Origin of the sequence: Devosia sp. RR2S18 (assembly GCF_030177755.1) — a bacterium.
GTDB lineage: Bacteria > Pseudomonadota > Alphaproteobacteria > Rhizobiales > Devosiaceae > Devosia > Devosia rhizosphaerae.
Map to the genome: position 1 here is coordinate 1,805,719 of NZ_CP126539.1, position 22,618 is coordinate 1,828,336.

Consider the following 22,618-nt stretch of genomic DNA (forward strand, 5'->3'; position numbering starts at 1 on the left):
ACTCGCGGATGACACCTAGCTGTCAGGGTGATAAGTTGATGTTGATAATCAACTTAGAAGTGCCCTGTGTTTCACCCAAACATGCATTCGGTCGTCGAAGGGTTTTCGCCAAGCGGTGGACCGAGCTGGCGAAGCTGGAACGGCATGTTGGCCGATGTTTGGACTGTCCAAACGAGCCAGGGGGCGCAGGGGGAATATGTGTCGCCACATGCTCGCCTCTTCGTTGTACTTGAAGAAAGCGTCTCGGGCGCTATTTCCCTGAGCGCGCAGCAAAATCGCGCCGAAAAATCCATGGGGCAGGTGAGTTACATACCCGCTGGAATGCGAATCTGGTCCTTTGTGCCGGAGCGAGCGCATGTCCGTCACCTCGATCTGCACGTCAACATGGGCCTGTTGCAGAACCGGTTCGGAGATGCGATCCCGGCCAACCGCCTGCAGCAGCCGAAACTCATGTTCGACAATGCCCGCATCTCAACCTTAGCCCGGCTGCTTGCGGAAGACGTGGTAGGAGTGGGACTGCATGATCTCTACGGCGAGAGCTTGGCCCAGGCGATCTGGGTTGAGCTTTTCGAGGTGGAGCGAAGTCAGCGTAAACGACAGGGACAGCTTTCGCCGCGGCGACTCCGCCTGGCGACGCAGTATCTGGAAAAACATTGCCTCGAACTCGTGCGCCTCGATGACGTAGCCGACCTTGCGGGCCTTTCAACGTCATATTTCTGCTCGGTCTTCAAGGCCTCGACCGGTATGACACCGCACCAGTGGCAGATGCAGGCGAGGCTGGCGCAGGTGAAACTGCTGCTGGAGGCTCGCAGGGCGAGTCTCAGCGAGATTGCCACTGCCTGTGGCTTTGCCGATCAGGCCCATATGACTCGCGTCTTCAAACAATATGTCGGCGCCACACCGGCGGCCTGGGTGCGCAATCGATCGCAGACGAGTTGATCTCCGCCGTGAATTCCTTCAACCAACCGGAAGGACGAACAATCCCGCGCGGTAAAGATGAGCTAACTCACCATAATTTCATCAAAGCTGCGGCACATTTGTGACGCAGCCGCTGCAGGATCTAGGTTCATGGCCGCTTCCCGTCTCCTTCCACTTCTCCTCCTCGGTACTGCACTGGCCTCGATCGGGGGCGCACTGGCGCAGCCGGTGATCTCGCTAGGCGAAATCGTGGTCGAAGCAGATGCCGTAGGAGGGCAGGGCAGTGCTGCACTCCTCACGACGTCCGGTTCCAAGCTGGCAGTATCGGTGACCGAATTGCCGCAATCGGTGTCGCTGGTGACGCGCCAGCAATTGGACCAATATCCCGGCGCCAAGGCGGACGAGGCGCTGCGGTATAGTGCCGGTGTAAACCCTTCAACCTACGGCACAGACGCCGACACCGATTGGCTATACGTCCGTGGGTTCCAGGCCGATCAAACCGGTGTATTCCTCGACAATCTGCCCCTTTACCAGACCGCCTTCGGCACCTTTCTCATCGATCCCTTCTTGCTGGAGCGGGTCGAAATTCTAAAGGGGCCCGCATCGGTGCTTTACGGCGGGGCCAATGTTGGTGGGATCGTCAACTATGTGAGCAAGCGTCCGACCGGGGACCGGCTCGTCTACACCGAGACCGGGGTGAACAATTTCGGCAACGCCTATTTTGGCTTCGATCTGGGCGATGGCACGGAAGACGGCAATCTCGCCTACCGGCTCACCGCCAAGCTATCCGGTGGCGGTTGGCAAACCCAGGGTGCGGAAGATCTGCGCGGAGTGGTGCAGGGCAGTGCCACCTTGACGCCGAGCGCAAGTACTTCGCTCACGGTCTATGGCTCCTATCAGCAGATCGGACTTAATCATACCAGCACAGGATTCCTGCCTTATGTCGGCACGGCGGTCGAAGCGCCGGGCGGCTTCCACATTCCGCGGGACCTCAACTATGGTGAGCCGGGATATGACCTCTATGACCGCCAGCAGCTGATGATCGGCTATGAACTCGAGCATGACATCAATGGCGAATGGAGCGTGCGGCAGAATGCGCGCTATGCCAAGGTCGACCTCGATGAAGCTTATGTCTATTCCGGCGGCATTCTGACCGGTTCGGTGCTCAATCGCTTTGCCTTCGGCCACAACTCGGACGTTGGCACCATTAGCGTCGACAACCAGCTGGAGGGGCATGTGATAACCGGACCCTTGGAGCACAAGCTGCTGTTTGGTGCGGACTACAAGTATTACTCGATCGATGAGCGCCAGGGCTTCGCATCCGTCGCGGGCCTGGACGTCTTGGACACTGTCTATGGTGCGGCTGTACCCCCGCTGTTCTATTACCGCGACAATGTCATCACCATGCACCAGGCTGGCTTCTATGCTCAGGACCAAGTCCGTCTCGAAGACTGGATTCTCACCCTCAATGGCCGCTACGACCAGGTCTGGACCAGTGTTGACAATGACCTGAGCGCCACATCGACGAGCCGCGAGGAAGGCAATTTCTCCGGCCGGGTTGGGCTCGGCTACCAGTTTGAGAACGGCATGACGCCCTATGTGAGCTATGCAACTTCGTTCAATCCGACGCTCTCCACCGATGCCGCGGGTAACCTCTTCCGGAGTGAGACTGGGGAGCAGTGGGAAGCCGGCATCAAATATGAGCCGACCTTCATTGATGGGCTGATCACCGCGTCCGCCTTTAGTATCAACCGCAACAATGTCGTGGGACCGGATCCGGCGAACCCGCTGGTCCAGGCTGCGGTCGGCCAGGTCAATGTTCGAGGCGCCGAGCTCGAAGGTCGGTTCAACGCCCAAGACTTCACCGTGACAGGTGCTTTGACCTATCTTGAGGCCGAAGTGCTGCAAGCGGCTGGATCCACACCAGTCGGCAACTCGCCAGTGCAAATTCCGACGCTGACAGCCTCGCTCGGGGTCGACTACACCTTTGCTGATGGGACCTTGGAAGGCGTCACCGTCGGTGCGGGCGTGCGGCACCTCGGCGAATCCTGGGCCGATGCTGACAACACCAGGAAGGTGTCCGCTACTACCTTGTTTGACGCGAGCCTGCGCTACGAGAAGGACGACTGGGGTGTTACTTTGACAGCGTCAAACATCTTCGACACCAGCTATGTCGCCAGCTGTCAGTCGCTCACCTCATGCGGCTATGGCGCGGGTCGCACCTTGACGCTGAGCGCACACAAGCGCTGGTGAAAGCAGACGAGCCACATAAGGCAGCGTCCAGCCGCCAAGTTGCGGCTGGATATCTGCCGAGAGTGACGGGTTGCGTTTCAGAGAGGTGACTGCGCTAGCGCAACGGGCAAGTCGCACGCTGCAGGCTAAGATGCTGAACTCTTCCGAACATACCGGTTCAGATCCAGTTCAGGTGAGAGGGGGCTTCATGCGTTTACCGGGCTAAGGCCCATCGCGTTGAGGAGACCCAAGATGCAAATCAAGAAGAACGTGCTTAAGGCGGGAATAGCTGGCGCAATCATGTTGGCGTCCGCTGGTATTGCCCTCGCTGCTCCCGCGGCAGCCACCACCAATGTCAATGTCCGCTCAGGGCCTGGCACTGGCTATGGCGTCGTCGATGCGCTCCGCCGGGGCGAGCGGGTTGAGGTCACTGGCTGCCGTGGTGGTTGGTGCTATGTCGAGAAGCGCGGTCCAGATGGTTGGGTTTCCGCCAACTACTTGCGGGCGTCCAGCCGCGGATACGGCGTGAAGCCTGGCTTCAGCTTCGAATTCAACTTCGGCACTCCGCCCATATATCAACAGCCACAACGTCCGCAGCGCCCCGGACATGGTAGTTGGGACGGCCGGGATCGGCATGATCGGTGGGATCGAGATGATCGCTGGGATCGGAATGGCCGGGATCGAGATGATCGTTGGGGTAGGGACCGGGATGACCGCTGGCCTCGCAGCGATAGGGACTGGTACCGCAACTAGCAGCTCGGGCTAACCGCAGTGAAGCCGCTCAGTCTCTTGAGCGGCTTTTTGCTGGGGGCCTCCTGCTCGCTACCCCTCCCGCCCGAACGGGATACATTTTTCGCATTGCTGCAGGTGCTCCGATCCGCGGCATGTGCCCGGCCTGCGAGGTCCAGGTGTAGGAGGCGCCCACGGCGACATCCAAGGTTAGTACAACAGGTGCGTGGTTGTGGGTGCCGATGATCACTCTACTCCGGCGAGCTGCCTCACACCGAAAGCTGGTATAACAAGACCCGCCGAAAAGCAGCGCCGCTGAGACAGGGATGTCATGAACATCCGTCCAGGCTGCCTCCAAAGGCGTCCAGCTCGATGATCGCCACCTCATCGTCCGGAACAATCGCCCGAAGCCGCCGTTGAGACTTCACGCGCCGTTGTCGCGTGAAACAAGGAGTTTGTTCTATGTCCAAGGTCGTATCAATTCCCCAGCAAACCCTTGTCGTTGTAGCCGATGGGCATCAAGCCATTCTGCTCCGTAGCCATGGTGTGAAGGATGCAATGAGACTTGCCGAGGAACGGCGCTTGACCCCAAAGAACTTGGCAGACGATGGTCCCTCCGGATCACGCCCAGAAGAGCAAACGCTGCGCCAAACAGACGAGGCGACTTTTGCCAAGCAATTGGCGAATGCCCTCTATGCCATGAAGCAGGCCAACAAATACGAGCATATGGTAGTCGCCGCGGATCCGCAGACGCTTGGTCAACTCCGTGACGCAATGCACGAGACCGTTTCGGGCAGCATTATCCTGTCGCTCAACAAGGCCCTGGTAAATCACAGCACCGGCGATATAGCCGATATCGTGCGAGAAGCCGCTGGCTAGGGCCGCGGCGTCGGCGCACAGTCACGATTTCGGGGGCGGGCACCAGGGGTGAAATGCGGACCCGAAATCTATGCTTTGCGGGGCATGCGTTCTAAGTGCCGCTACGCTTCCTGCATCTTCAGCAGAAAATCGCGCATCTGGTCGAGATACTCTTGTGATTGTTGATGCCAGGCATGGGCGTCGTCATAGCTCGCCTGCGCCGCTGCCAAAGAGGATGCGTAGTGCGCATCGATATCAAAGTCCCGCTGCCATAGCCGTGCATATTCCCGCTTGGTCGGAATGGTGTTGTCGGAGTAGTTCGTGACGTCGAGACCTCCGTGGTGATCCCATAGCGCAGACTCCATTTCTCGAGTCAGATAGTCGACGCGCCGTTGCCCGAACAGCTTCAGTTCGTCAGCTTTGTCCACTATAACGTTGAGATACTGCGCGCTACCATTCGACAACCTGGAAGTGCCATCAGTGTTGATCGTGGCTAGCAGCACGCCATTGCTTGAAAATGTCGTACGGACATCTGAAGTGGTATTAGGGCCGTTCGCCTGCACCAAGTCGAGTTGCTTCTGCGCCATCTTTAGTCGTTCGTGCCCGAAACCGGGATTGATGAAGCGATCAATCTGGAAGTCGAGCCACTTGTCAAACGGCACAATGGCCTTTTCCATCTGCTCCGCAGTGATCTGAATAGGTTCGCCAGCAAACACGTTTCTATCAGGAAGCCTGAAAACGAGGTCATCGGCGATCGGCTCGCGGGTTCTCCAGGCCGCCACCGCCTCTGCCTTCTGGTTCTCATAGTAGGCCTGGAGATGGGGACGCATCGTAGGATCGGAGAACGTGGCCGCTGTGATCTGCACTTGGAACCTCCAACAAAGCCGTCGCTTCTGGTCAAGCAAGAAGTAAGCCACGCTCACAGACGCCGGAACATGGGAGCTAGTACCGGTTTCGTGGGTCAATCCCCGCTCGCCTTGGGAAAAGAGTACCCAGTCGAGTGCGGTCCCCGGCAATTTATGCTGAGCGGACCGGCGGCTTTTGACCTGAAATTGGGAAAGTTGCCGTTGAAGGATTTGGCGAGATTGTCCACAAACGGTCGGATTACAGTGCCAACGCCGACGCTCGCCCAATCTTTAACGCGGTTTTGCTCGCTCGAAGCTCCTTCTTGAATAGCTCGAAGGCCGTAGTTCCGCTCCGATCGGGGTAATAGAGGTGATAGCCAGGGAACGGCTCGCGCCAATGCTCCAGCAGGCGGATAAGACGGCCGTCGCCAATCGGCGCCGCCACCAAATCTTGGATGATGTAGAGAATGCCGAAGCCCTCGACCGCGGCTGCCGCGAGTAGGTCGTGGAAGCGGCCAGCTGCAACCAGCCGGGCGATCCGAAGCTACTCGCCACATAGATCGTGGCACTTTGTTCGCAAGGAGAGGCGCCTTCGCGGCTGGTGTTCGGCGATGACGCCCGGCAATGGGTCGGAGCGAAGGTGGGCCAATTGCGGCAAGAGATCGCCCGGTCCGCCGATCGCGGTTGATACGACAGACCAAGGCCGGCTAGGGAGGTGATCCCTGCCCAGGTCGTCCGAACGACCGTCTGGGAGCACGGGTCGCCGGCTTGAATGAGGCGGTCGCCGCCGTTCAGATCATTTGCTCGGAATAGCAGCTATTCTACCTCTCGACACCAGAACCGTTCAGTTTGGTGTCGGCCCCCTTCTGCCATCAACCATGAAGGTCCGGAACTGCTGTAAGCCGTATCCTGCCCGAGAGCTCAGCCTCGCTCCACACAGAGCGCGATTCCCATCCCCCCGCCGATGCAGAGAGTGGCGATTCCCTTCTTGCCGTCCCGTCGGGCGAGTTCATGAAGGAGCGTGACCAGCACCCGGGCGCCTGAGGCGCCGATGGGGTGTCCGATCGCGATGGCGCCACCGTTGACGTTCACCTTCTCGGTGTCCCAGCCCAGGCCGCGGTTGACGGCGCATGCCTGGGCGGCGAAAGCTTCATTGGCCTCGATGAGGTCGAGGTTTGAGGCCGACCAGCCGGCTTTCTCGAGAGCTTTCTGGGAGGCGGGGATAGGGCCGGTACCCATCAGTGATGGATCTACGCCCGCCGTTGCCCAGGAGGCGATGCGCGCCAGCGGTGTGAGGCTGCGGCGGGATGCCTCGTCGGCATGCATAAGGACCAATGCGGCAGCACCATCGTTGAGCCCGGAAGCGTTGCCGGCGGTAACAGTGCCGGCCTTGTCGAACGCCGGGCGAAGCTTAGCGAAGCCTTCCGGTGAAGCGTCGGTGCGGATGTACTCGTCCTGACTGATCGCCAACTCGCCTTTGCGGGAAGTAATCGTCACAGAAGTGATTTCCGCCTCGAAGCGGCCTTGCGCTTTTGCCGCTGCTGCCTTCTGCTGAGAGGCGAGGGCAAAAGCATCCTGCTCCTCGCGGCTGATCTGAAACTTCCGGGCAACGTTTTCCGCCGTGATGCCCATGTGATAACCGCCAAAGGCGTCGGTCAGTCCATCAGACAACATGGTGTCGACCAGTGTTACGGGACCCATCTTGCTCGGCTGGCGCAGGTTCTGGCAGTGGGGCGAAAGAGACATGGACTCCTGTCCTCCCGCGACGATGATCCTGGCATCCCCTGACTGGATCTGCTGCATGCCGAGCGCCACCGCGCGCAGTCCCGAGCCGCAGACCTGGTTGATCCCCCAGGCGGTGGCACCTTCACCGACACCTGCCTTCATGGCGGCCTGGCGTGCCGGGTTCATGCCTTGGCCTGCCGTGAGCACCTGTCCCAGGATAACCTCGTCGACCTCAGCGGCATCGACCTGCGCTCGGGAGAGAGCGGCGGAGATGGCAGTAGCGCCAAGATCATGGGCGGGCACGCACGCCAGCGAGCCGAGAAAGCTGCCGACTGGCGTTCGTGCCGCGCCAACAATAACGATGTCGCTCATGCATATTGCCTTTCGATAAGGCCAACCTCGAACCGGGCGTCGGTCTTGGCGGTGATCTCGTCAACAGTAACGCCGTCGGCGAGTTCGATCAGCACCATCGTGGGGTCACCACGACGGGCAAGGGTAAATACACCAAGATCGGTGATCACCAGATCGGCGCAGCGTTGTCCGGTAAGGGGCAGGGTGCATTGCTTGAGGAGCTTGGGTTCGCCCTTGGCTTCGTGCTCCATGACGACCACAACGCGCTTGACGCCCGCGACCAGATCCATGGCGCCGCCCATGCCCTTCACCATCTTGCCGGGGATCATCCAATTAGCAAGGTCGCCATTTTCGGCCACCTGCATTGCCCCGAGGATGGAGAGATCAATGTGGCCCCCGCGAATCATGCCGAAGCTGTCCGCACTCGAGAAAAAGCTGGTTTGCGGCAGCTCGGTTATGGTCTGCTTGCCCGCGTTGATGAGGTCTGCGTCCTCCTCACCCTCATAGGGGAAGGGGCCCATGCCGAGCATACCGTTCTCGCTTTGAAGCGTGACGTTAATGCCGTCTGGTATGTAGTTGGCAACCAAGGTGGGAATGCCGATGCCGAGGTTGACGTAAAAGCCGTCCTCCAGTTCCTGCGCGGCACGGGCGGCCATTTGCTCGCGGTTCCAAGCCATTAGACGGTCTCCTCGACGCGGGGACGGGTGGTGCGCTTCTCGATGTGTTTGACAGGCTCCGGCACGTGGACAAGGCGCGACACGAAAATGCCCGGCGTATGAACGTGATCTGGATGGATTTTTCCGGTTTCGACGAGCTCCTCCACCTCCGCAATGGTGACCTTGCCAGCAGTCGCCATCATCGGATTAAAGTTGCGGGCAGTCTTGCGGTAGACGAGGTTGCCTTCGTGATCGCCCTGCCAGGCGTGCACCAGGGAGATATCGGCGACGAGCCTGCGCTCCATCACATACATCTCGCCATCGAACTCCTGAACGGGCTTGCCCTCGGCGATAATGGTGCCGACGCCGGTCTTGGTAAAGAAGGCCGGGATGCCGGCGCCACCAGCGCGGATGCGCTCGGCGAGCGTGCCCTGAGGATTGAACTCGAGTTCAAGTTCGCCCGAGAGATACTGTTCGGCGAAGAGCTTGTTCTCCCCAACGTAGGACGAGATCATCTTGCTGACCTGCCGCGTCTCGAGCAGCGTGCCGAGGCCGATGCCGTCGACCCCCGCATTGTTGGAGATGACGGTGAGGTCACGCACGCCAGAGAGGCGCACGCCCTCGATCAAAGCCTGTGGGATGCCGCAGAGACCGAACCCGCCCGACATGATAGTCATGCCGTCGCGCAGCAACCCTGCCAGCGCCTCGGAAACGGTTGGATAGACTTTTTGCACCGAACTCTCCTCCGGACGACCTACAGGGGTTTTTTGATCCAGCGCGAGATGACGCCCACGATGCCCTCACGGAACAGCAGCACGCTGATGACGAAAATGACGCCCTGCAGCACCGTCACCCAGGCGCCAAAACCGGCGAAGTAGTTCTGCATGGTGACAATCACGGCTGCACCAACCAACGGGCCGAAGATGGTGCCCATGCCGCCCAGCAGCGTCATCAGGACGACCTCACCAGACATGCTCCAGTGCACATCGGTAAGTGAGGCCAACTGGAACACCAGGGCCTTGGTGGCGCCTGCCAGACCGGCAATTGCGGCGGACATTACAAAGACCGCCAGCTTGTACCGGTTGACCTTGTAGCCGAGCGAGGTTGAACGCGGCTCGTTCTCTCGGATGGCCTTGAGCACCTGACCAAATGGGGAGTGGATGATGCGGTAGATCGCGAGCATACCGGCGGCGGCGATCCCCAGCACGACGAAGTAGAAGGTGCGGTCGTTGGCGAGATCGATGAGGCCGAACAGATTGCCACGCGGCACGGCCTGGATGCCATCCTCGCCACCAGTGAAGGGCGCCTGCACCGAGAAGAAATAGACCATCTGTGCAAAAGCGAGGGTCACCATTGCGAAATAGATGCCTTGCCGGCGAATAGCCAGCGCACCGATGGCGAGGCCCAGTACCGCAGCGGCTGAGGTCCCCAGAAGTATGGAGAGCTCCGGCGTCAGACCCCAAACCTTTGCTGCATGTGCCGACACATAAGCGGCAGCACCAAAATAGGCCGCATGCCCGAATGAAAGCAGGCCGCCAAAGCCGAGCAGCAGGTTGAGAGCGCTGGCAAAGAGCGCGAAGCACAGCACCTTCATTAGGAAGACAGGGTAGAGAACGAACGGCGCAATCAACATCAAGCCGAGGAGCACGGCAAAGATCAGCACATGGTGGCGCGGCGTGCCTACAGCGGTGGTACCGACTATTGCAGGTTGGGTGTCGACGGTCATTACGCAGTCCTCCCGAACAGGCCGGCAGGTTTGACCAGCAGGACCAGGGCCATGATTACGAAAACGGCAACTGCGGAAGCTTCGGGATAAAAGACCTTTACCAGGCCCTCCACAATGCCCAGCCCAAAGCCGGTGAGGATAGCACCCAGAATGGAGCCCATGCCGCCAATCACCACCACGGCGAAGACCACAATAATGAGGTCGGCACCCATGTTTGGATTAACCGAGTAGATAGGCGCTGCCAGCACGCCAGCGAGTGCGGCCAAAGCGACGCCGAAGCCATAGGTAAGGGTGATCATGCGGGGCACATTGATGCCGAAGGCGCCCACAAGCGATGGATTTTCGGTGGCTGCACGGAGGTAGGCACCCAGCCGCGTCCGCTCGATAGCGAACCAGGTGCCGAAGCATACGACCAGTGAGGCGACCACCACCCAGCCGCGATAGGTGGGCAGGAACATGAAGCCCAGATTGGTGCCGCCCGAGAGTTCAGCAGGAATGGAGTAGGGCAGGCCCGATACACCATAGTAGTTGCGGAAGAGACCCTGGATGATGAGGGCCAGCCCGAAGGTCAGGAGCAAACCATAAAGGTGATCAAGGTGATAGAGACGCGAGATCATCAAGCGCTCGAGCACTATCCCGGTGGCGCCGACCATCAGGGGGACCAGCAAGAGCGACCACCAATAATTGACGCCCAGATAGGTCAGCAGCATCCAGGCGACGAAAGCGCCCATCATGTACTGAGCGCCATGGGCGAAATTGATGATGTTGAGCAGCCCGAAGATCACCGCGAGGCCAAGGCTGAGAAGGGCGTAGAACGACCCGTTGATCAGCCCCAGCAGAAGCTGACCGAAAAGGGCCTGCGGCGGAATGCCGAGGAGCTCGAACATGGCTTATCCTTGTGAGGCGTGGTGGAATGTGCGCTCCAGCGGGAGCGCACATTCAGGGCGTGTTACTGCTGTGCGACGAGTTCGCAGCCACCTTCTTCCAGCGGCCGGAAAGCTTCTTCCCCCGGAATGGTGGCGAGCAGCTCGTAGTAGTCCCAGGCGCCAGTGGACTCGTCCGGGCTCTTGACCTGGAACAAATACATGTCGTGGATCTTGCGCCCGTCCTCACGCACCCGGCCTTCGCCGAGCAGTGGATCGTCCGTCGGCATTTCCTTCATGGTCGACATCAGGTCGCTTGTAACCTTGCCTTCAGTGGCTTCGACAGCCTTGAGGTAGTGCAGGACGCCCGAATAGACACCCGCATGAACCATCGTCGGCATCTTGCCGTCGTTTTGTTCAGCGAAGCGCTCCGACCATTCACGGGTCTCATCATTGAGGTCCCAGTAGAAGCTCTCCGTCAGCACCAGATCCTGAGCGGCTTCGAGCCCGAGCGCGTTGACGTCGGTAATGAAGATCAGAAGACCTGCCAGGTTCTGGCCGGCTTGCGTAATCCCGAACTCGGCGGCCTGTTTGATGGCGTTGACCGTGTCGCCACCGGCATTGGCAAGGCCAATCACGTCGGCGCCCGAGGCCTGAGCCTGGAGCAGGTAGGACGAGAAATCGGTGCCGGGGAAGGGGTGCCGCGCCGTGCCCATGACCTGTCCACCGGCAGCTTCGACCACCTTAGAGGTCTCTTCCTCAAGCGAGTGGCCAAAGGCGTAGTCAGCCGTGATGAAGAACCAGTCGGTGTTGCCCTGGTCCACCATGGCTCCGCCAGTGCCCTGGGCCAAGGCGTAGGTGTCGTAGGTCCAGTGGATGGTATTGGGCGAGCACTGTTCACCGGTGAGCGCCGTAGAGCCGGCGCCGGAGTTGATGAAGACCTTGTCCTTTTCCCGGGTGACTTCCGAGACCGCCAGGGCGGCCGAGGACGTTGGCACGTCCACGATCAGGTCGACGCCGTCCTGGTCGTACCACTGACGGGCAATGTTGGAGGCCACGTCTGGCTTGTTCTGATGGTCGGCCGAGATGATCTCGACGTTGATCCCCTTTTCGGCTGCGTTGAAATCCTCCACGGCCATGCGGGCGGCGATGACCGAGCCTTCGCCGGAAAGGTCGGCATAAACGCCGGACCGATCGTTGAGCACGCCAATCTTGATGTCCGTTGCCATGGCCGTGCCGGCCATGAGGGTGGTGGCAAAGGCTGCCAGTAGAAGTTTGGTCGTCATAATCGTTTCTCCTCCCGATTACTTCTGGCCCGTTGCGGGCAATCACTTACACGCCGAGATAGGCGTGAAGCTTGGCTGTGTTGGCCGTCAGGTCGGCATTGGGTATCATGTCGATCACCCGCCCCTGCTCGACCACGTAGTGCCGATCCGCGACCGAAGCCGCGAAGCGGAAATTCTGCTCCACCAGAACGATGGTGAAGCCCTGCGCCTTGAGCGTTGCCAAGGTGCGTCCGATCTGCTGAACGATGACGGGCGCAAGGCCTTCGGTTGGTTCATCGAGCAGCAGGAACTTGGCGCCGGTGCGCAGAATTCGACCGATGGCCAACATCTGCTGCTCTCCCCCCGAGAGCTTGGTGCCCTGACCGGTGAGGCGCTCCCGCAGGTTGGGGAACATGTCGAGCACTTCGGCGCGGGTGAGGCCGCCCGGGCGCACCGTGGGCGGCAGCATCAGGTTTTCGTCGACTGAAAGCGATGAGAAGATGCCGCGCTCCTCGGGACAAAAGGCGATGCCGGCGCGGGCTATCTGGCGCGGGGGCAGGCTGATCAGTTCGCGACCTTCGAACTGCACGGAACCCTCGCGTCGAGGCAGCAGGCCCATGATGGCCCGCAGCGTGCTGGTCTTGCCGGCGCCGTTGCGGCCAAGCAGCGTCACTACTTCGCCCGGCTGCACATCAAAACTGATGCCGTGCAGCACGTGGCTTTCGCCGTACCAACCTTGGAGATCCCGCACCGCCAGTTGCGGGGCCAACGTGTCCATGTGCAGAGCCTCACTCATGGCCGCCTCCAATATAGGCTTCCACCACCTGCGGGTCTTTCGAAACCTCGTCGTAGCTACCCTCTGCAAGGACCTCGCCGCGCGCGAGCACGGTAATGCGGTCGGACAAATCCGCCACAACGGAGAGGTTGTGCTCGACCATCAGGATGGTTCGCTTCGCCGAGATCCGGCGGATGAGAGCCGAAATGCGGGTGACGTCTTCCTGAGCCATGCCAGCCATTGGCTCGTCGAGCAGCATCATTTCGGGTTCCAGAGCCAAAGTGGTGGCGATCTCAAGCGCCCGCTTGCGGCCATAGGAGAGATCGCCCGCCTGGCTGGTGGCATAGTCAACAAGACCAACCTCTTCGACCCGGTGCAGAGCGTCGCCATCGAGTTCCGCCAGCACTTTCTCGGAGCGCCAGAAGTCGAAGCTGTCACCGCGTTGCCGGCGCTGCAGCGCAACCCTGACATTTTCCAGCACGGTCAGCTGCGGGAACACTGCCGAAATCTGGAAGGAGCGGATGACGCCCATGTGGGCAATCGCGGCGGGCGACATGCGAGTGATGTCGCGACCGTTGAAACGAATGCAGCCGGCGCTGGGCTGGAGGAACTTGGTTAGAAGATTGAAACAGGTGGTCTTGCCGGCGCCGTTCGGCCCGATCAGCGCGTGAATGGAGCCGCGGCGGACATCGAGATTGACGCCATTAACGGCGACGAACCCAGCGAAACGCTTGGTCAGTCCTTGAGCCGAAAGGATCACGTCATTTGCTGGTGAGGTCATTTGGCAGTCCACCCGCCGTCGATGGAAATGGTTGTACCGGTTATAGAGCGCGCCCAGTCCGAGCAGAGATAGGCAGCGAGTTCGGCGATTTCTTCAGGCTGGACGAATTTGCGCGTGGGCTGCGGCGCCAACATGATTTGGCGGACAACTTCGTCTTCGCTGAGATTGTGCACCTTGGCCTGGTCCGTCACCTGTTTGGCCACGAGTGGTGTCCAGACATAACCGGGGCAGATGGCATTGACCGTGATACCCTTTTCAGCGACCTCCAAGGCAACAGTCTTGGTGAGACCGACCACGCCGTGCTTGGTGGCAACATAGGCTGACTTGAACGGCGAGGCTCGTAGGCCGTGCGCGGACGCGACATTGATGATACGCCCCCAGCCGCGCTGCGCCATTCCGGGCACGGCGCCGCGCGTGGTATGGAAAGCGGAATCGAGACTGACCGCAATGATGCGGTCCCAGTCGGCGGGCGGGAATTCCTCCACCGCAGCGACCTTTTGAACGCCGGCATTGTTGACCAGCACATCGAGCGTGCCGAAATCGGCAATCACCCGCTCGACTAGAGCATGGCTCGCTGTCCCGTCCGCGAGGTCCGCTCGGTAATAGCCGATGCGGCCGCTGGCGCAGCCCCGCAAGCCTGCAATTAAATGGGCAATTTCGGCTTCCGCCTCGAAGCTGTTGACCGCTACGTCATAGCCGAGTTCAGCGAACTTCCTGGCAATGGCCAGGCCAATGCCACTGGTCGAACCCGTGACCAATGCGGTGCGCTTTGGCTCGCTCACTCCGTCTCCATCCCCTTTGTCGCGGACCTTTGCGGCCCGATCTAGTTGGAGAAGGTATTGCAGCTTTCGTGCCAAAGCCGAAGTTAAGCGTTTGCGGGAGTATTGGCTGGAACAAAGTGTCCGAACGACCGGACAGGTCCGGACTCCGTCCGGCTTGCCGGACAATCAGATCGCGTGGCGCTTGAGCTTTTCGTAGAACTGGGATCGGGATACACCCAGCCGCCGCGCCGCCGCCGACTTGCTGCCGTTGCTGGCAGCGATGGCGTCGATCAGCGCCTGCCGTTCCGTGGCCGCCAGGGTGGTCGATAGACCGCCGGATCTGAAGGTAGCGGGAGAAGCGGCGCGTTTGGGCAGGGCGCGGGTCACAAGGCCGGAATCGATAACTTCGCTTGGAGCTATGGCGGCGGCGCGTTCTAGAACGTTGCGCAGTTCGCGCACATTGCCTGGCCAATCGTACCTCACCAGCGCCTGGACAGCGTCGACCTGGAGGATCCAGCCGCGCTGATCCTGCGCTCGGGGTATCTGCTCAAGCAGGGCCTCGGCGATGGGGCCGACATCCTCAAGCCGGTCGCGGAGGGGCGGCACCTGGATGGTGAGAACGGCAATCCGGTAATAGAGGTCGGCGCGAAACGACTTCTCGGCGAGCCGGGTCTGGAGATCCTGCGAGGTGGCGGCGATGATGCGCACATCCACCTTTTTCACCGTATTGGAGCCCAGCGGTTCGATCTCGCCTTCCTGGAGCGCCCGCAACAGCTTGGCTTGGAGCGGGGCGGGCATGTCGCCGATCTCGTCAAGAAACAGCGTGCCGCCATGAGCGAGCTCGAACTTGCCTTTGCGCGGCTTGCGATCGGCTCCGGTAAAGGCGCCGGGCGCCACCCCGAAGAACTCGGCCTCGAGCAGAGAATCTGGGATGGCGGCCACGTTCACCGCCACGAAGGGGCCATCCGCGCGGTCCGATTGCTGGTGCATGGCATGGGCGAGGAGTTCTTTGCCGGTGCCGGTCTCCCCCTCGATCAGGGCAGCGCCATCGCGCAACGCAAAGCGACGCACCATGGCCTTGAGTTCGCGCACGCTGTCGCTAACGCCCACGAAACTCGAGAGCGTATATTTGGTCTGCCGCTCTCGCGTCAGCGCCGCCTGCGCACGGGTGAGCTGCTTTTGAAGCGAGGCGAACTTCTCGAGAATGGGCGCGAGATAATCGACATTGTCATAAAAGACAAAGCCGACGGCGCCCTCCACCTGCCCATCGTCGTCCTTGAGGGGAATGCGGCACACCACAAACTGGCGGTCGTCGAAGTCCATGATGTCGAGCAGAATGGGGCGGCCGGTTTCCACCACGCGGCGCAGCAGGGAATGGGGGATTACGTCTTCAACAGGCAGGCCCAGCGGGTTGAATGCCGGATCGAGCTTGAGCAACTCGCGATAGCGAGTGTCCATCCAGGTGATGCGCGTTTGTGCATCGACGATGATGGCGCCTTCAAAGAAGTCCCGTAAGAGGCTGAAGGCGTCGACCGCCTGCTCTATGCTGGCAAGGCGGTGTGTTGGTTCATAGCTGCGGATCGAGCTGGACATGGCGGCCACACCGAAATTAGAGGCATGTTCCACCCTAGTGGTGTCCGGCCTTCCGGGCAATGTTTGGCGCAGAGCTTGACGCCGACAATGCCTGCAGTGCGCCCGCGTCCTTGCTGATCAGGTTCGGGAAGCTACCGGTCTGCTACGCGGGCAGCCATGTCTCGGTTGGAGTGGAATCCCGGCATTCACCAGCCGCGCTCTGACGGTGAGTGACGCTACCTGTCAGAAACTCGCCAATTTGAATTGATCCACGGCTCTGCATTTTCCCGAGGAAGAGGCGTGCGGCCGAGGATGTGATCGGAGGCCTTTTCGCCTACCATGATCGATGGCGCGTTGAGGTTGCCATTGGTGATGCGCGGGAAAATCGAGGAATCGGCGACACGGAGGCCATCAACGCCGATTACCCGGCATTGGGGATCGACCACCGACATCGGGTCGTCGTAACGTCCCATCCTGCAGGTGCCGCACGGATGGTAAGCACTCTCTGCGTGATCGCGGATGTGGGCATCAAGGTCTTCGTCGCTCTGCACAGCCGCGCCCGGCAGGATCTCCTTGCCCCGGTAGGGATCGAACGCCGCTTGCCCAAAGATCTCTCGGGTGAGGCGTATGCAGTGCCTGAAGTCGACCCAATCCTGCGGGTCGGACATGTAGTTGAACAAGATTTTCGGGGCGATCTTGGGGTCAGCCGACCCGAGCGTCACCGCGCCTCGCGACTTTGAACGCATAGGACCCACATGCGCCTGGAAGCCATGGCCCTCGGCGGCGGCCTGCCCGTCATACCGAACGGCTATCGGCAGAAAGTGGTACTGAATGTCGGGATATTCGACGCCGGCGCGAGACCGGACGAAGGCGGCACTCTCGAACTGGTTAGAAGCGCCTGGACCGCTCTTGAAGAACAGCCATTGCGCGCCCGCCATCGCCTTGCCGAACAAATTCCAATGTTTGTAGAGGGTGATTGGCTGCGTGCAAGCCTGCTGGATGTAGAGCTCCAGGTGATCCTGAAGGTTCTGTCCAACGCCAGTGCGGTCGGCGATAACCTCGACACCATGCTCCCGCAGATGAGCGCCGGGGCCGATGCCTGAAAGCATCAGCAGCTTGGGAGAGTTGATCGAAGATGCCGCCACGATCACCTCGTGGTTCGCATGGACGATCTCGATCCTGCCGCCACGCTCGATCTCGACACCAACCGCACGGCCATTTTCGATGACGATGCGACGCGCGAAGCAACGCACCAGTTCGAGGTTGTCGCGCTTGAGGGCAGGGCGCAGGTACGCGTTGGCGGCAGACCAGCGCCGTCCCCGCCAGACGGTCTGCTCCATGGGGCCAAAGCCCTCCTGCTTGTGCCCATTGTAGTCGTCCGTTGCTTCGAACCCTGCCTCTTTGCCGGCTTGGACGAACGTCTCGAACAGCGGGTTGTCGCGCTGGCCCCGGGTCACATGAAGGGGACCATCTTTGCCGCGCCACTCGGGATCGCCACCGTGGCCGCCCGCATGCCAGTGCTCCATGCGCTTGAAATAGGGGAGCACATCGGCGTAGCTCCAGCCGCTGGCACCAGTTTCTGCCCAGTGGTCATAGTCGTGAGCATGCCCGCGCACATACACCATGCCGTTGATTGAGGAAGATCCGCCGACGACCTTTCCCCGAGGCGTGACAAGACGGCGGCCACCCAGACCGGGTTCAGGCTCGGACATGAACCCCCAGTCATAGCGCTTCATGTTCATGGGATAGCTCAGGGCGCCCGGCATCTGGATGAACGGACCAATGTCCGTTCCACCATATTCAAGCACCAGGACCTTGTTTCGTCCGTCTTCGCTCAGTCGGTATGCCATGGCCGAGCCAGCCGAGCCCGAGCCGATGATGACGAAATCTGCACGCATGGGTTTGGCTCCTTAGAATGGGGCCTCGACATCGCTCATGGCGACATAGACGGACTTGATCTGCGTGTAGTGCTCGATGGCCGCACGCGCGTTCTCTCGCCCGACACCGGAATGCTTGACGCCACCAAAGGGAACCTCGACGGGGGTGAGGTTGTAGGTGTTGATCCAGCAGGTGCCCGCTTCCAGTGCCGCAACGGTGCGGTGCGCGCGGGTGATGTCCTGCGTGAAGACACCAGCCGATAGACCGAACTCGGTTCCGTTTGCCCGGGCAATTACCTCTGCTTCGGTTTTGAAGGAGAGCACCGACAGCACCGGTCCGAAGATTTCCTCCCGCGCGATCCGCATCTCGTCGGTAACACCGGTGAACAGCGTCGGCTCGATATAAAAGCCGTTGTCGTATCCAGCCGGAATTGCGCCGCCAAACACCAGTTGCGCGCCTTCCGCCTTGCCAATCTCGATGTAGGACAGCACCTTGTCGCGCTGTGCGGCCGAGATAAGCGGCCCAATTTGTGTGTTCTCGTCGAGCGGGTCGCCGATAACGGCCCTTGCCGTTCGCTCCGCGACACGGGCAATGAATGCCTTCTGCACCGCCTCATGCACGAACACCCGCGTGCCGTTCGAGCAGATCTGGCCACTGGAGTAGAAATTGGCGTTGATGGCTGCACTCACTGCATTGTCGAGATCGGCGTCCTCAAAGATGATCAGCGGTGATTTGCCGCCCAGTTCCATGGTCACGTGCCGCACGCCATCGGCAGCGGCGGCATAGACCTTGCGCCCGGTGGCCACCGAGCCGGTGAGCGAGACCTTGGCGGTGCGCGGATCGGTCGCCAGCGCCGCCCCAACGTCGCCATAGCCCTGGACAACATTGAAGAGGCCGGCCGGCGCGCCCGCCTCAATGAAGATCTCGGCTAGCTTGAGAGCGCAAAGGGGGGTCAGTTCGGATGGCTTGAATACCATCGCATTGCCACAGGCTAGCGCGGGCGCCGCCTTCCAGCAAGCAATCTGGGTGGGGTAGTTCCACGCACCAATACCCACGCACACGCCCAGTGGCTCGCGCCGGGTATAAGCGAAGTCAGCGCCCAGCGGCATCATCTCGCCATTGATTGTCGGCGCAATCCCACCAAAGAACTCCAGCGCCTGCGCACCGGAGGTCGCGTCCGCCACCAGGGTTTCCTGCAGCGGCTTACCCGTGTCGCGGGTTTCGAGCTCGCTCAATTCACGGTTTCGCGCAATGATGATTTCTGCCGCCCTGCGGAGGACGCGACCGCGTTCCACCGGCGCCAGCGCCGCCCATTGCTTCTGTGCACGCAGAGCTGAGTCCAACGCCTGGTGGATGACCGCCGGGGTTGCGGAATGCACTTGGGCGATCACCTCGCCAGTCGCCGGATAGTTGCATTCGATAATGCGTCCGGCACTGTCTTCGACATACTGGCCATCGATGAAATGGCTGGCTTGAGGCTGTAGGTTGATCATGTCTATTCGCCGCGGGGAAAGCGTTGATTGGTCTCAAGGACGTTAAGGTCCATGTGATTGCGCATGTAGCGCTCGGATGCGCGCCTCAGCGGCTCGAAGTCCCAGGGGAAGAACGAGCCGTTCCGGAGGGCCTCGTAAACGATGTGGCGGCGCGCTTGGCTCTCACGAATTTCGGCATCATAAGCCTGGAGGTCCCAATAATCGCACGCGCGCGCCCTGAGGCGCGTGAGCGTCTCGGCATACGCCGGATCGACGGCGAGGTTAGTTAGCTCGTGCGGATCTGCCTTGAGGTCGAACAAAAGTTCCGGATCGAGCGCGCATCTAATGTATTTCCAGCGACCTTCAACGATCGCCACCAATGGCGCATAGGAAGCCTCGGCAGCGTATTCCATTCGCACCGGGGTCGTGCGTGTGCCGCCCTTGGCCAGTTCCACAAGCGATTCACCATCGGTCCATGGGGACACTTCGCCCAGGTCGATGCCGACGAGTTCTGCAAGGGTGGAATTGACGTCGAGCGTCGATACCGGAGTTTCGACCAAGCGCGGCTCGAGACGTGGCGCAGAGATCATCAGCGGCACGCGAGACGAGCCGTCGAAGAAGCTCATCTTGAACCAAAGGCCCTTCTCGCCCAGCATGTCGCCGTGATCCGAAACAAAAAGAATGATGGTGTTTTCCGCCTGCCGGGTGGTCTGCAACGCCTCGAGGATCTCACCGATCCTCTCGTCGATGTAGGAAATGTTGGCAAAGTATGCCCTCCGCGAGCGCCTGATCTGGGTTTCGCTGAGTTCGAAGGCACGCCAATCATTGGCGTCAAAGATGCGCTGGGAATGCGGATCCATTTCCTCATAGGGGAGAGCTGCTACCTGGGGCTCCAGGTGCTCGCAATCCTCATAGACGTCCCAATATTTGCGTCGGGCGACATAGGGGTCGTGTGGATGGGTGAAGCTGGCGGTCAGCATCCAGGGGCGGTCGTCTCGGCCGCGCGAATTGTCGTAGATCTTCGCCTTGGCGTGGAAAGCCACCTCGTCATCGTATTCCAGCTGGTTAGTAATCTCGGCGACCCCTGCACCGGTGACCGAACTCAGATTGTGGTACCACCACGCGATGCGCTCGCCGGGCTTGCGATAGTCCGGCGTCCAGCCGAAATCGGCAGGGTAGACATCCGTCGTCAGCCGCTCTTCAAACCCATGCAGCTGATCGGGACCGACAAAGTGCATCTTGCCCGAAAGCGCCGTGCGATATCCGGCGCGCCGCAGATGATGCGCGTAGGTTGGGATGTCTGAGGCGAACTCCGCGGCGTTGTCGTACACCCCGGTTCGACGGGGCAATTGGCCCGACATGTAGCTCGCACGGCCCGGCGCACACAAAGGCGACGCCGTGTAGGTGTTGGCAAAGCGTACCGACCTACATGCCAGTGCCTTGAGGTTGGGCGCGTGCAGCCAGTCGGCCGGACCATCTGGGAACAAGGTCCCATTGAGCTGGTCGACCATGAGGACAAGAATGTTGGGGCGAGAGGTCAAGCGCGTTCTTTTCGTTCGAGCCAGAGATCGAGATAGCCTTTGACCATCTCCCGGGTACCGGCGCGGTCGGGCACGCCGTCTTGTAGGGCATGGCGGATGTAGAACCCGTCGATCAGCGAGGCGAGACCTTGAGCCACTTGCTGCGCGGTTGCTTCATCGAAAAGCTGGCGCAAGTTGAAGACGAGGTTGGAGTGCAGGCGGCGGGCATAAACCTGCAGCAGTCTGCGAGTCTCTCGGGATTGCAGCGCCCGCACGTAGAAGGCCAGCCAGGCCGCGACAATTTCCCGTTCGAACTGGCTCGGTTCAAAGCTCGCATCAATGATGGCGCGGATGCGCTGCTCGGGCCCGTGGGCGGTTTTTAGTCGAGTAGACACGGCGAGCCTGAAAGTCTCCAAGACGTGGCGCATCGCCGCCAAGAATATCTGGTCTTTCGAGCCGAAATAATGGTGAGCAAGCGCGGAAGACATCCCGGCACGCTTGGCAATCTGGCTGACAGTTACGTCAAGGGAGCCGGCCTCGCCGATCTCTGCGATTGTTGCCAGGATCAGCGCCTTTCGGCGCAAAATCGGCATGCCCTTGCTGGCCATATTTTCCACCATTGTCGAAAAACTGGTTTACATCTCCACATATTTTGTTTTTGATTGACCAGTCAATCGACAATTTTCGACCTTCCAGCCCAAGGAGATGGCTATGATCAAACACGCCGCTACGCTGACCAGCGCGCTCGCGCTGTCGCTGGTCTCGAGCGCTGCGTTCGCTCAGGCTCAGTGCACAACGGTTTCTTTTTCGGACGTCGGCTGGACGGACATCACCACCACGACCTCGGCCACCAAGCAGGTGCTGCAGGCGCTGGGTTATGACGTCAATGTCAAGGTGTTGTCGGTCCCCGTGACGTTCGCATCGCTCGAAAGCGACGATGTGGATATCTTCCTGGGCAACTGGATGCCCTCGCAGGAAGCTGCAATTCGCCCCTATCTCGATAGCGGCGAAATCCAATCAGTCGGCGCCAATCTCCAGGGCACCAAATACAACCTCGCCGTTCCTGCATACACCTATGACAAGGGTCTGCAGACCTATGAGGACATCGCTGATTTCTCCGATGAACTCGAGTCGACAATTTACGGCATCGAGCCGGGCAACGAGGGCAACTCCTACCTTGTTGGGCTGATCGACGCCGACGAGTATAATCTTGGCGACTTCCGCGTCCGCGAAAGCTCAGAGCAGGGCATGCTGTCGGAGGTCCAGCGCCACGTCGATCGCAAGGAGGACATCCTGTTCCTCGGCTGGGAACCACATCCGATGAACGCCAATTTCGACATGCGCTATGTTGAAGGTGGCGAGGACTTCTTCGGCGGCGAAGGCGAAGTTTACACAGTCACCCGCAGCGGTTTTGTCGAAGAATGCCCCAATGTCGGTGCGTTCCTGCAGAACCTCAACTTCACGCTCCCTATGGAAAACGAGATCATGGGCAAGATCCTCGACGACGGCATGGATGCCGATGATGCGTCGCTGGAGTGGATGCAGGCCAATCCCGATCTGCCGCTGAGCTGGGTTGATGGCGTCACCACCGTGGACGGCGGAGACGCCACTGCCGCAGTAAACGAACTGCTCGCTCGCTAAGATCCTATCAGCCTGGCCCCCGGTCAGGCTGATCCACCTTTTTCTGCAAC

Annotated in this window: 20 protein-coding genes; 5 read left to right on the forward strand and 15 right to left on the reverse strand. The window is 60.4% G+C overall.

The genetic code is table 11. The features are described 5' to 3' along the window. The first annotated feature begins 66 nt into the window (after nucleotides 1-66). From QOV41_RS08975 to QOV41_RS08990, 4 genes are all read left to right on the forward strand, one after another. Nucleotides 67-939, forward strand: a complete 873-nt coding sequence (locus QOV41_RS08975; RefSeq protein ID WP_284580920.1) for a helix-turn-helix domain-containing protein — start codon at nucleotides 67-69, stop codon at nucleotides 937-939. Between the two features lie 129 nt (nucleotides 940-1,068). Next, a complete protein-coding gene (locus QOV41_RS08980) occupies nucleotides 1,069-3,171 on the forward strand; it encodes a TonB-dependent siderophore receptor (protein WP_284580922.1) in 2,103 nt (700 codons plus the stop codon). A gap of 231 nt (nucleotides 3,172-3,402) precedes the next feature. Further along, nucleotides 3,403-3,903 carry an SH3 domain-containing protein gene (locus QOV41_RS08985; RefSeq protein ID WP_284580923.1) on the forward strand — a complete coding sequence of 167 codons (501 nt, stop codon included), beginning with the start codon at nucleotides 3,403-3,405 and terminating at the stop codon, nucleotides 3,901-3,903. A 438-nt stretch (nucleotides 3,904-4,341) separates the two neighbouring features. Beyond that, nucleotides 4,342-4,758, forward strand: a complete 417-nt coding sequence (locus QOV41_RS08990; RefSeq protein ID WP_284580925.1) for a host attachment family protein — start codon at nucleotides 4,342-4,344, stop codon at nucleotides 4,756-4,758. A 101-nt stretch (nucleotides 4,759-4,859) separates the two neighbouring features. Here QOV41_RS08990 and QOV41_RS08995 read toward each other — a convergent pair whose 3' ends face one another. The 15 genes from QOV41_RS08995 to betI all read right to left on the reverse strand — a co-directional run bounded on the left by QOV41_RS08995 (nucleotide 4,860) and on the right by betI (nucleotide 21,535). Further along, entirely contained in the window at nucleotides 4,860-5,603 is a 744-nt protein-coding gene (locus QOV41_RS08995) for a hypothetical protein (protein ID WP_284580926.1), read from the reverse strand. A 900-nt stretch (nucleotides 5,604-6,503) separates the two neighbouring features. Beyond that, a complete protein-coding gene (locus QOV41_RS09000; RefSeq protein WP_284580928.1) occupies nucleotides 6,504-7,679 on the reverse strand; it encodes an acetyl-CoA C-acetyltransferase in 1,176 nt (391 codons plus the stop codon). After that, complete coding sequence (locus QOV41_RS09005; protein WP_284580929.1) at nucleotides 7,676-8,335, reverse strand: 3-oxoacid CoA-transferase subunit B; 660 nt, start codon at nucleotides 8,333-8,335, stop codon at nucleotides 7,676-7,678. The genes QOV41_RS09000 and QOV41_RS09005 overlap by 4 nt, the downstream gene beginning before the upstream one ends. Continuing rightward, entirely contained in the window at nucleotides 8,335-9,048 is a 714-nt protein-coding gene (locus QOV41_RS09010; RefSeq protein WP_284580930.1) for a CoA transferase subunit A, read from the reverse strand. Before QOV41_RS09010 ends, QOV41_RS09005 begins: the two co-directional genes overlap by 1 nt. Nucleotides 9,049-9,068: 20 nt before the next feature. Further along, nucleotides 9,069-10,040, reverse strand: a complete 972-nt coding sequence (locus QOV41_RS09015; RefSeq protein ID WP_284580931.1) for a branched-chain amino acid ABC transporter permease — start codon at nucleotides 10,038-10,040, stop codon at nucleotides 9,069-9,071. Next, complete coding sequence (locus tag QOV41_RS09020; protein ID WP_284580932.1) at nucleotides 10,040-10,927, reverse strand: branched-chain amino acid ABC transporter permease; 888 nt, start codon at nucleotides 10,925-10,927, stop codon at nucleotides 10,040-10,042. The genes QOV41_RS09015 and QOV41_RS09020 overlap by 1 nt, the downstream gene beginning before the upstream one ends. Nucleotides 10,928-10,989: 62 nt before the next feature. Continuing rightward, nucleotides 10,990-12,189: an ABC transporter substrate-binding protein gene (locus QOV41_RS09025; RefSeq protein WP_284580933.1), complete on the reverse strand. Its 1,200-nt coding sequence runs from the start codon at nucleotides 12,187-12,189 to the stop codon at nucleotides 10,990-10,992. A 46-nt stretch (nucleotides 12,190-12,235) separates the two neighbouring features. Next, on the reverse strand, nucleotides 12,236-12,964 hold the full coding sequence (locus tag QOV41_RS09030) for an ABC transporter ATP-binding protein (RefSeq protein WP_284580935.1): 729 nt from the start codon (nucleotides 12,962-12,964) through the stop codon (nucleotides 12,236-12,238). Next, nucleotides 12,957-13,724 (reverse strand): ABC transporter ATP-binding protein, encoded by a 768-nt coding sequence (locus tag QOV41_RS09035; RefSeq protein WP_284580936.1) that lies wholly within the window; start codon nucleotides 13,722-13,724, stop codon nucleotides 12,957-12,959. Before QOV41_RS09035 ends, QOV41_RS09030 begins: the two co-directional genes overlap by 8 nt. After that, nucleotides 13,721-14,506: a 3-hydroxybutyrate dehydrogenase gene (locus QOV41_RS09040; protein WP_284580937.1), complete on the reverse strand. Its 786-nt coding sequence runs from the start codon at nucleotides 14,504-14,506 to the stop codon at nucleotides 13,721-13,723. The genes QOV41_RS09035 and QOV41_RS09040 overlap by 4 nt, the downstream gene beginning before the upstream one ends. 165 nt (nucleotides 14,507-14,671) lie before the next feature. Next, complete coding sequence (locus tag QOV41_RS09045; protein WP_284580938.1) at nucleotides 14,672-16,078, reverse strand: sigma-54 interaction domain-containing protein; 1,407 nt, start codon at nucleotides 16,076-16,078, stop codon at nucleotides 14,672-14,674. A gap of 215 nt (nucleotides 16,079-16,293) precedes the next feature. Further along, nucleotides 16,294-17,955: a choline dehydrogenase gene (gene betA / locus QOV41_RS09050; RefSeq protein WP_284580939.1), complete on the reverse strand. Its 1,662-nt coding sequence runs from the start codon at nucleotides 17,953-17,955 to the stop codon at nucleotides 16,294-16,296. A 12-nt stretch (nucleotides 17,956-17,967) separates the two neighbouring features. Continuing rightward, entirely contained in the window at nucleotides 17,968-19,425 is a 1,458-nt protein-coding gene (betB, locus tag QOV41_RS09055; protein WP_284581249.1) for a betaine-aldehyde dehydrogenase, read from the reverse strand. 5 nt (nucleotides 19,426-19,430) lie between these two features. Further along, nucleotides 19,431-20,948 carry a choline-sulfatase gene (gene betC, locus QOV41_RS09060; protein ID WP_284580940.1) on the reverse strand — a complete coding sequence of 506 codons (1,518 nt, stop codon included), beginning with the start codon at nucleotides 20,946-20,948 and terminating at the stop codon, nucleotides 19,431-19,433. Further along, nucleotides 20,945-21,535, reverse strand: coding sequence for a transcriptional regulator BetI (gene betI / locus QOV41_RS09065; protein WP_284580942.1), 591 nt, complete (start codon nucleotides 21,533-21,535; stop codon nucleotides 20,945-20,947). Before betI ends, betC begins: the two co-directional genes overlap by 4 nt. A gap of 103 nt (nucleotides 21,536-21,638) precedes the next feature. Between betI and choX the strand changes: the two genes are divergently transcribed. Next, nucleotides 21,639-22,568 carry a choline ABC transporter substrate-binding protein gene (gene choX, locus QOV41_RS09070; RefSeq protein WP_284580943.1) on the forward strand — a complete coding sequence of 310 codons (930 nt, stop codon included), beginning with the start codon at nucleotides 21,639-21,641 and terminating at the stop codon, nucleotides 22,566-22,568. The last annotated feature ends 50 nt before the right edge of the window (nucleotides 22,569-22,618 follow it).

What these genes read in the sequence shown, in the direction of transcription:
- QOV41_RS08985 (WP_284580923.1), top strand. Translation starts at nt 3,403, where the DNA reads ATGCAAATCAAGAAGAACGTGCTTAAGGCGGGAATAGCTGGCGCAATC.
- QOV41_RS09045 (WP_284580938.1), bottom strand. Translation starts at nt 16,078, where the DNA reads ATGTCCAGCTCGATCCGCAGCTATGAACCAACACACCGCCTTGCCAGC.
- QOV41_RS09015 (WP_284580931.1), bottom strand. Translation starts at nt 10,040, where the DNA reads ATGACCGTCGACACCCAACCTGCAATAGTCGGTACCACCGCTGTAGGC.
- QOV41_RS09025 (WP_284580933.1), bottom strand. Translation starts at nt 12,189, where the DNA reads ATGACGACCAAACTTCTACTGGCAGCCTTTGCCACCACCCTCATGGCC.
- QOV41_RS08980 (WP_284580922.1), top strand. Translation starts at nt 1,069, where the DNA reads ATGGCCGCTTCCCGTCTCCTTCCACTTCTCCTCCTCGGTACTGCACTG.
- QOV41_RS09035 (WP_284580936.1), bottom strand. Translation starts at nt 13,724, where the DNA reads ATGACCTCACCAGCAAATGACGTGATCCTTTCGGCTCAAGGACTGACC.
- QOV41_RS09020 (WP_284580932.1), bottom strand. Translation starts at nt 10,927, where the DNA reads ATGTTCGAGCTCCTCGGCATTCCGCCGCAGGCCCTTTTCGGTCAGCTT.
- QOV41_RS09030 (WP_284580935.1), bottom strand. Translation starts at nt 12,964, where the DNA reads ATGAGTGAGGCTCTGCACATGGACACGTTGGCCCCGCAACTGGCGGTG.
- QOV41_RS08990 (WP_284580925.1), top strand. Translation starts at nt 4,342, where the DNA reads ATGTCCAAGGTCGTATCAATTCCCCAGCAAACCCTTGTCGTTGTAGCC.
- choX (WP_284580943.1), top strand. Translation starts at nt 21,639, where the DNA reads ATGATCAAACACGCCGCTACGCTGACCAGCGCGCTCGCGCTGTCGCTG.
- betI (WP_284580942.1), bottom strand. Translation starts at nt 21,535, where the DNA reads ATGGCCAGCAAGGGCATGCCGATTTTGCGCCGAAAGGCGCTGATCCTG.
- QOV41_RS09000 (WP_284580928.1), bottom strand. Translation starts at nt 7,679, where the DNA reads ATGAGCGACATCGTTATTGTTGGCGCGGCACGAACGCCAGTCGGCAGC.
- QOV41_RS09005 (WP_284580929.1), bottom strand. Translation starts at nt 8,335, where the DNA reads ATGGCTTGGAACCGCGAGCAAATGGCCGCCCGTGCCGCGCAGGAACTG.
- betA (WP_284580939.1), bottom strand. Translation starts at nt 17,955, where the DNA reads ATGCGTGCAGATTTCGTCATCATCGGCTCGGGCTCGGCTGGCTCGGCC.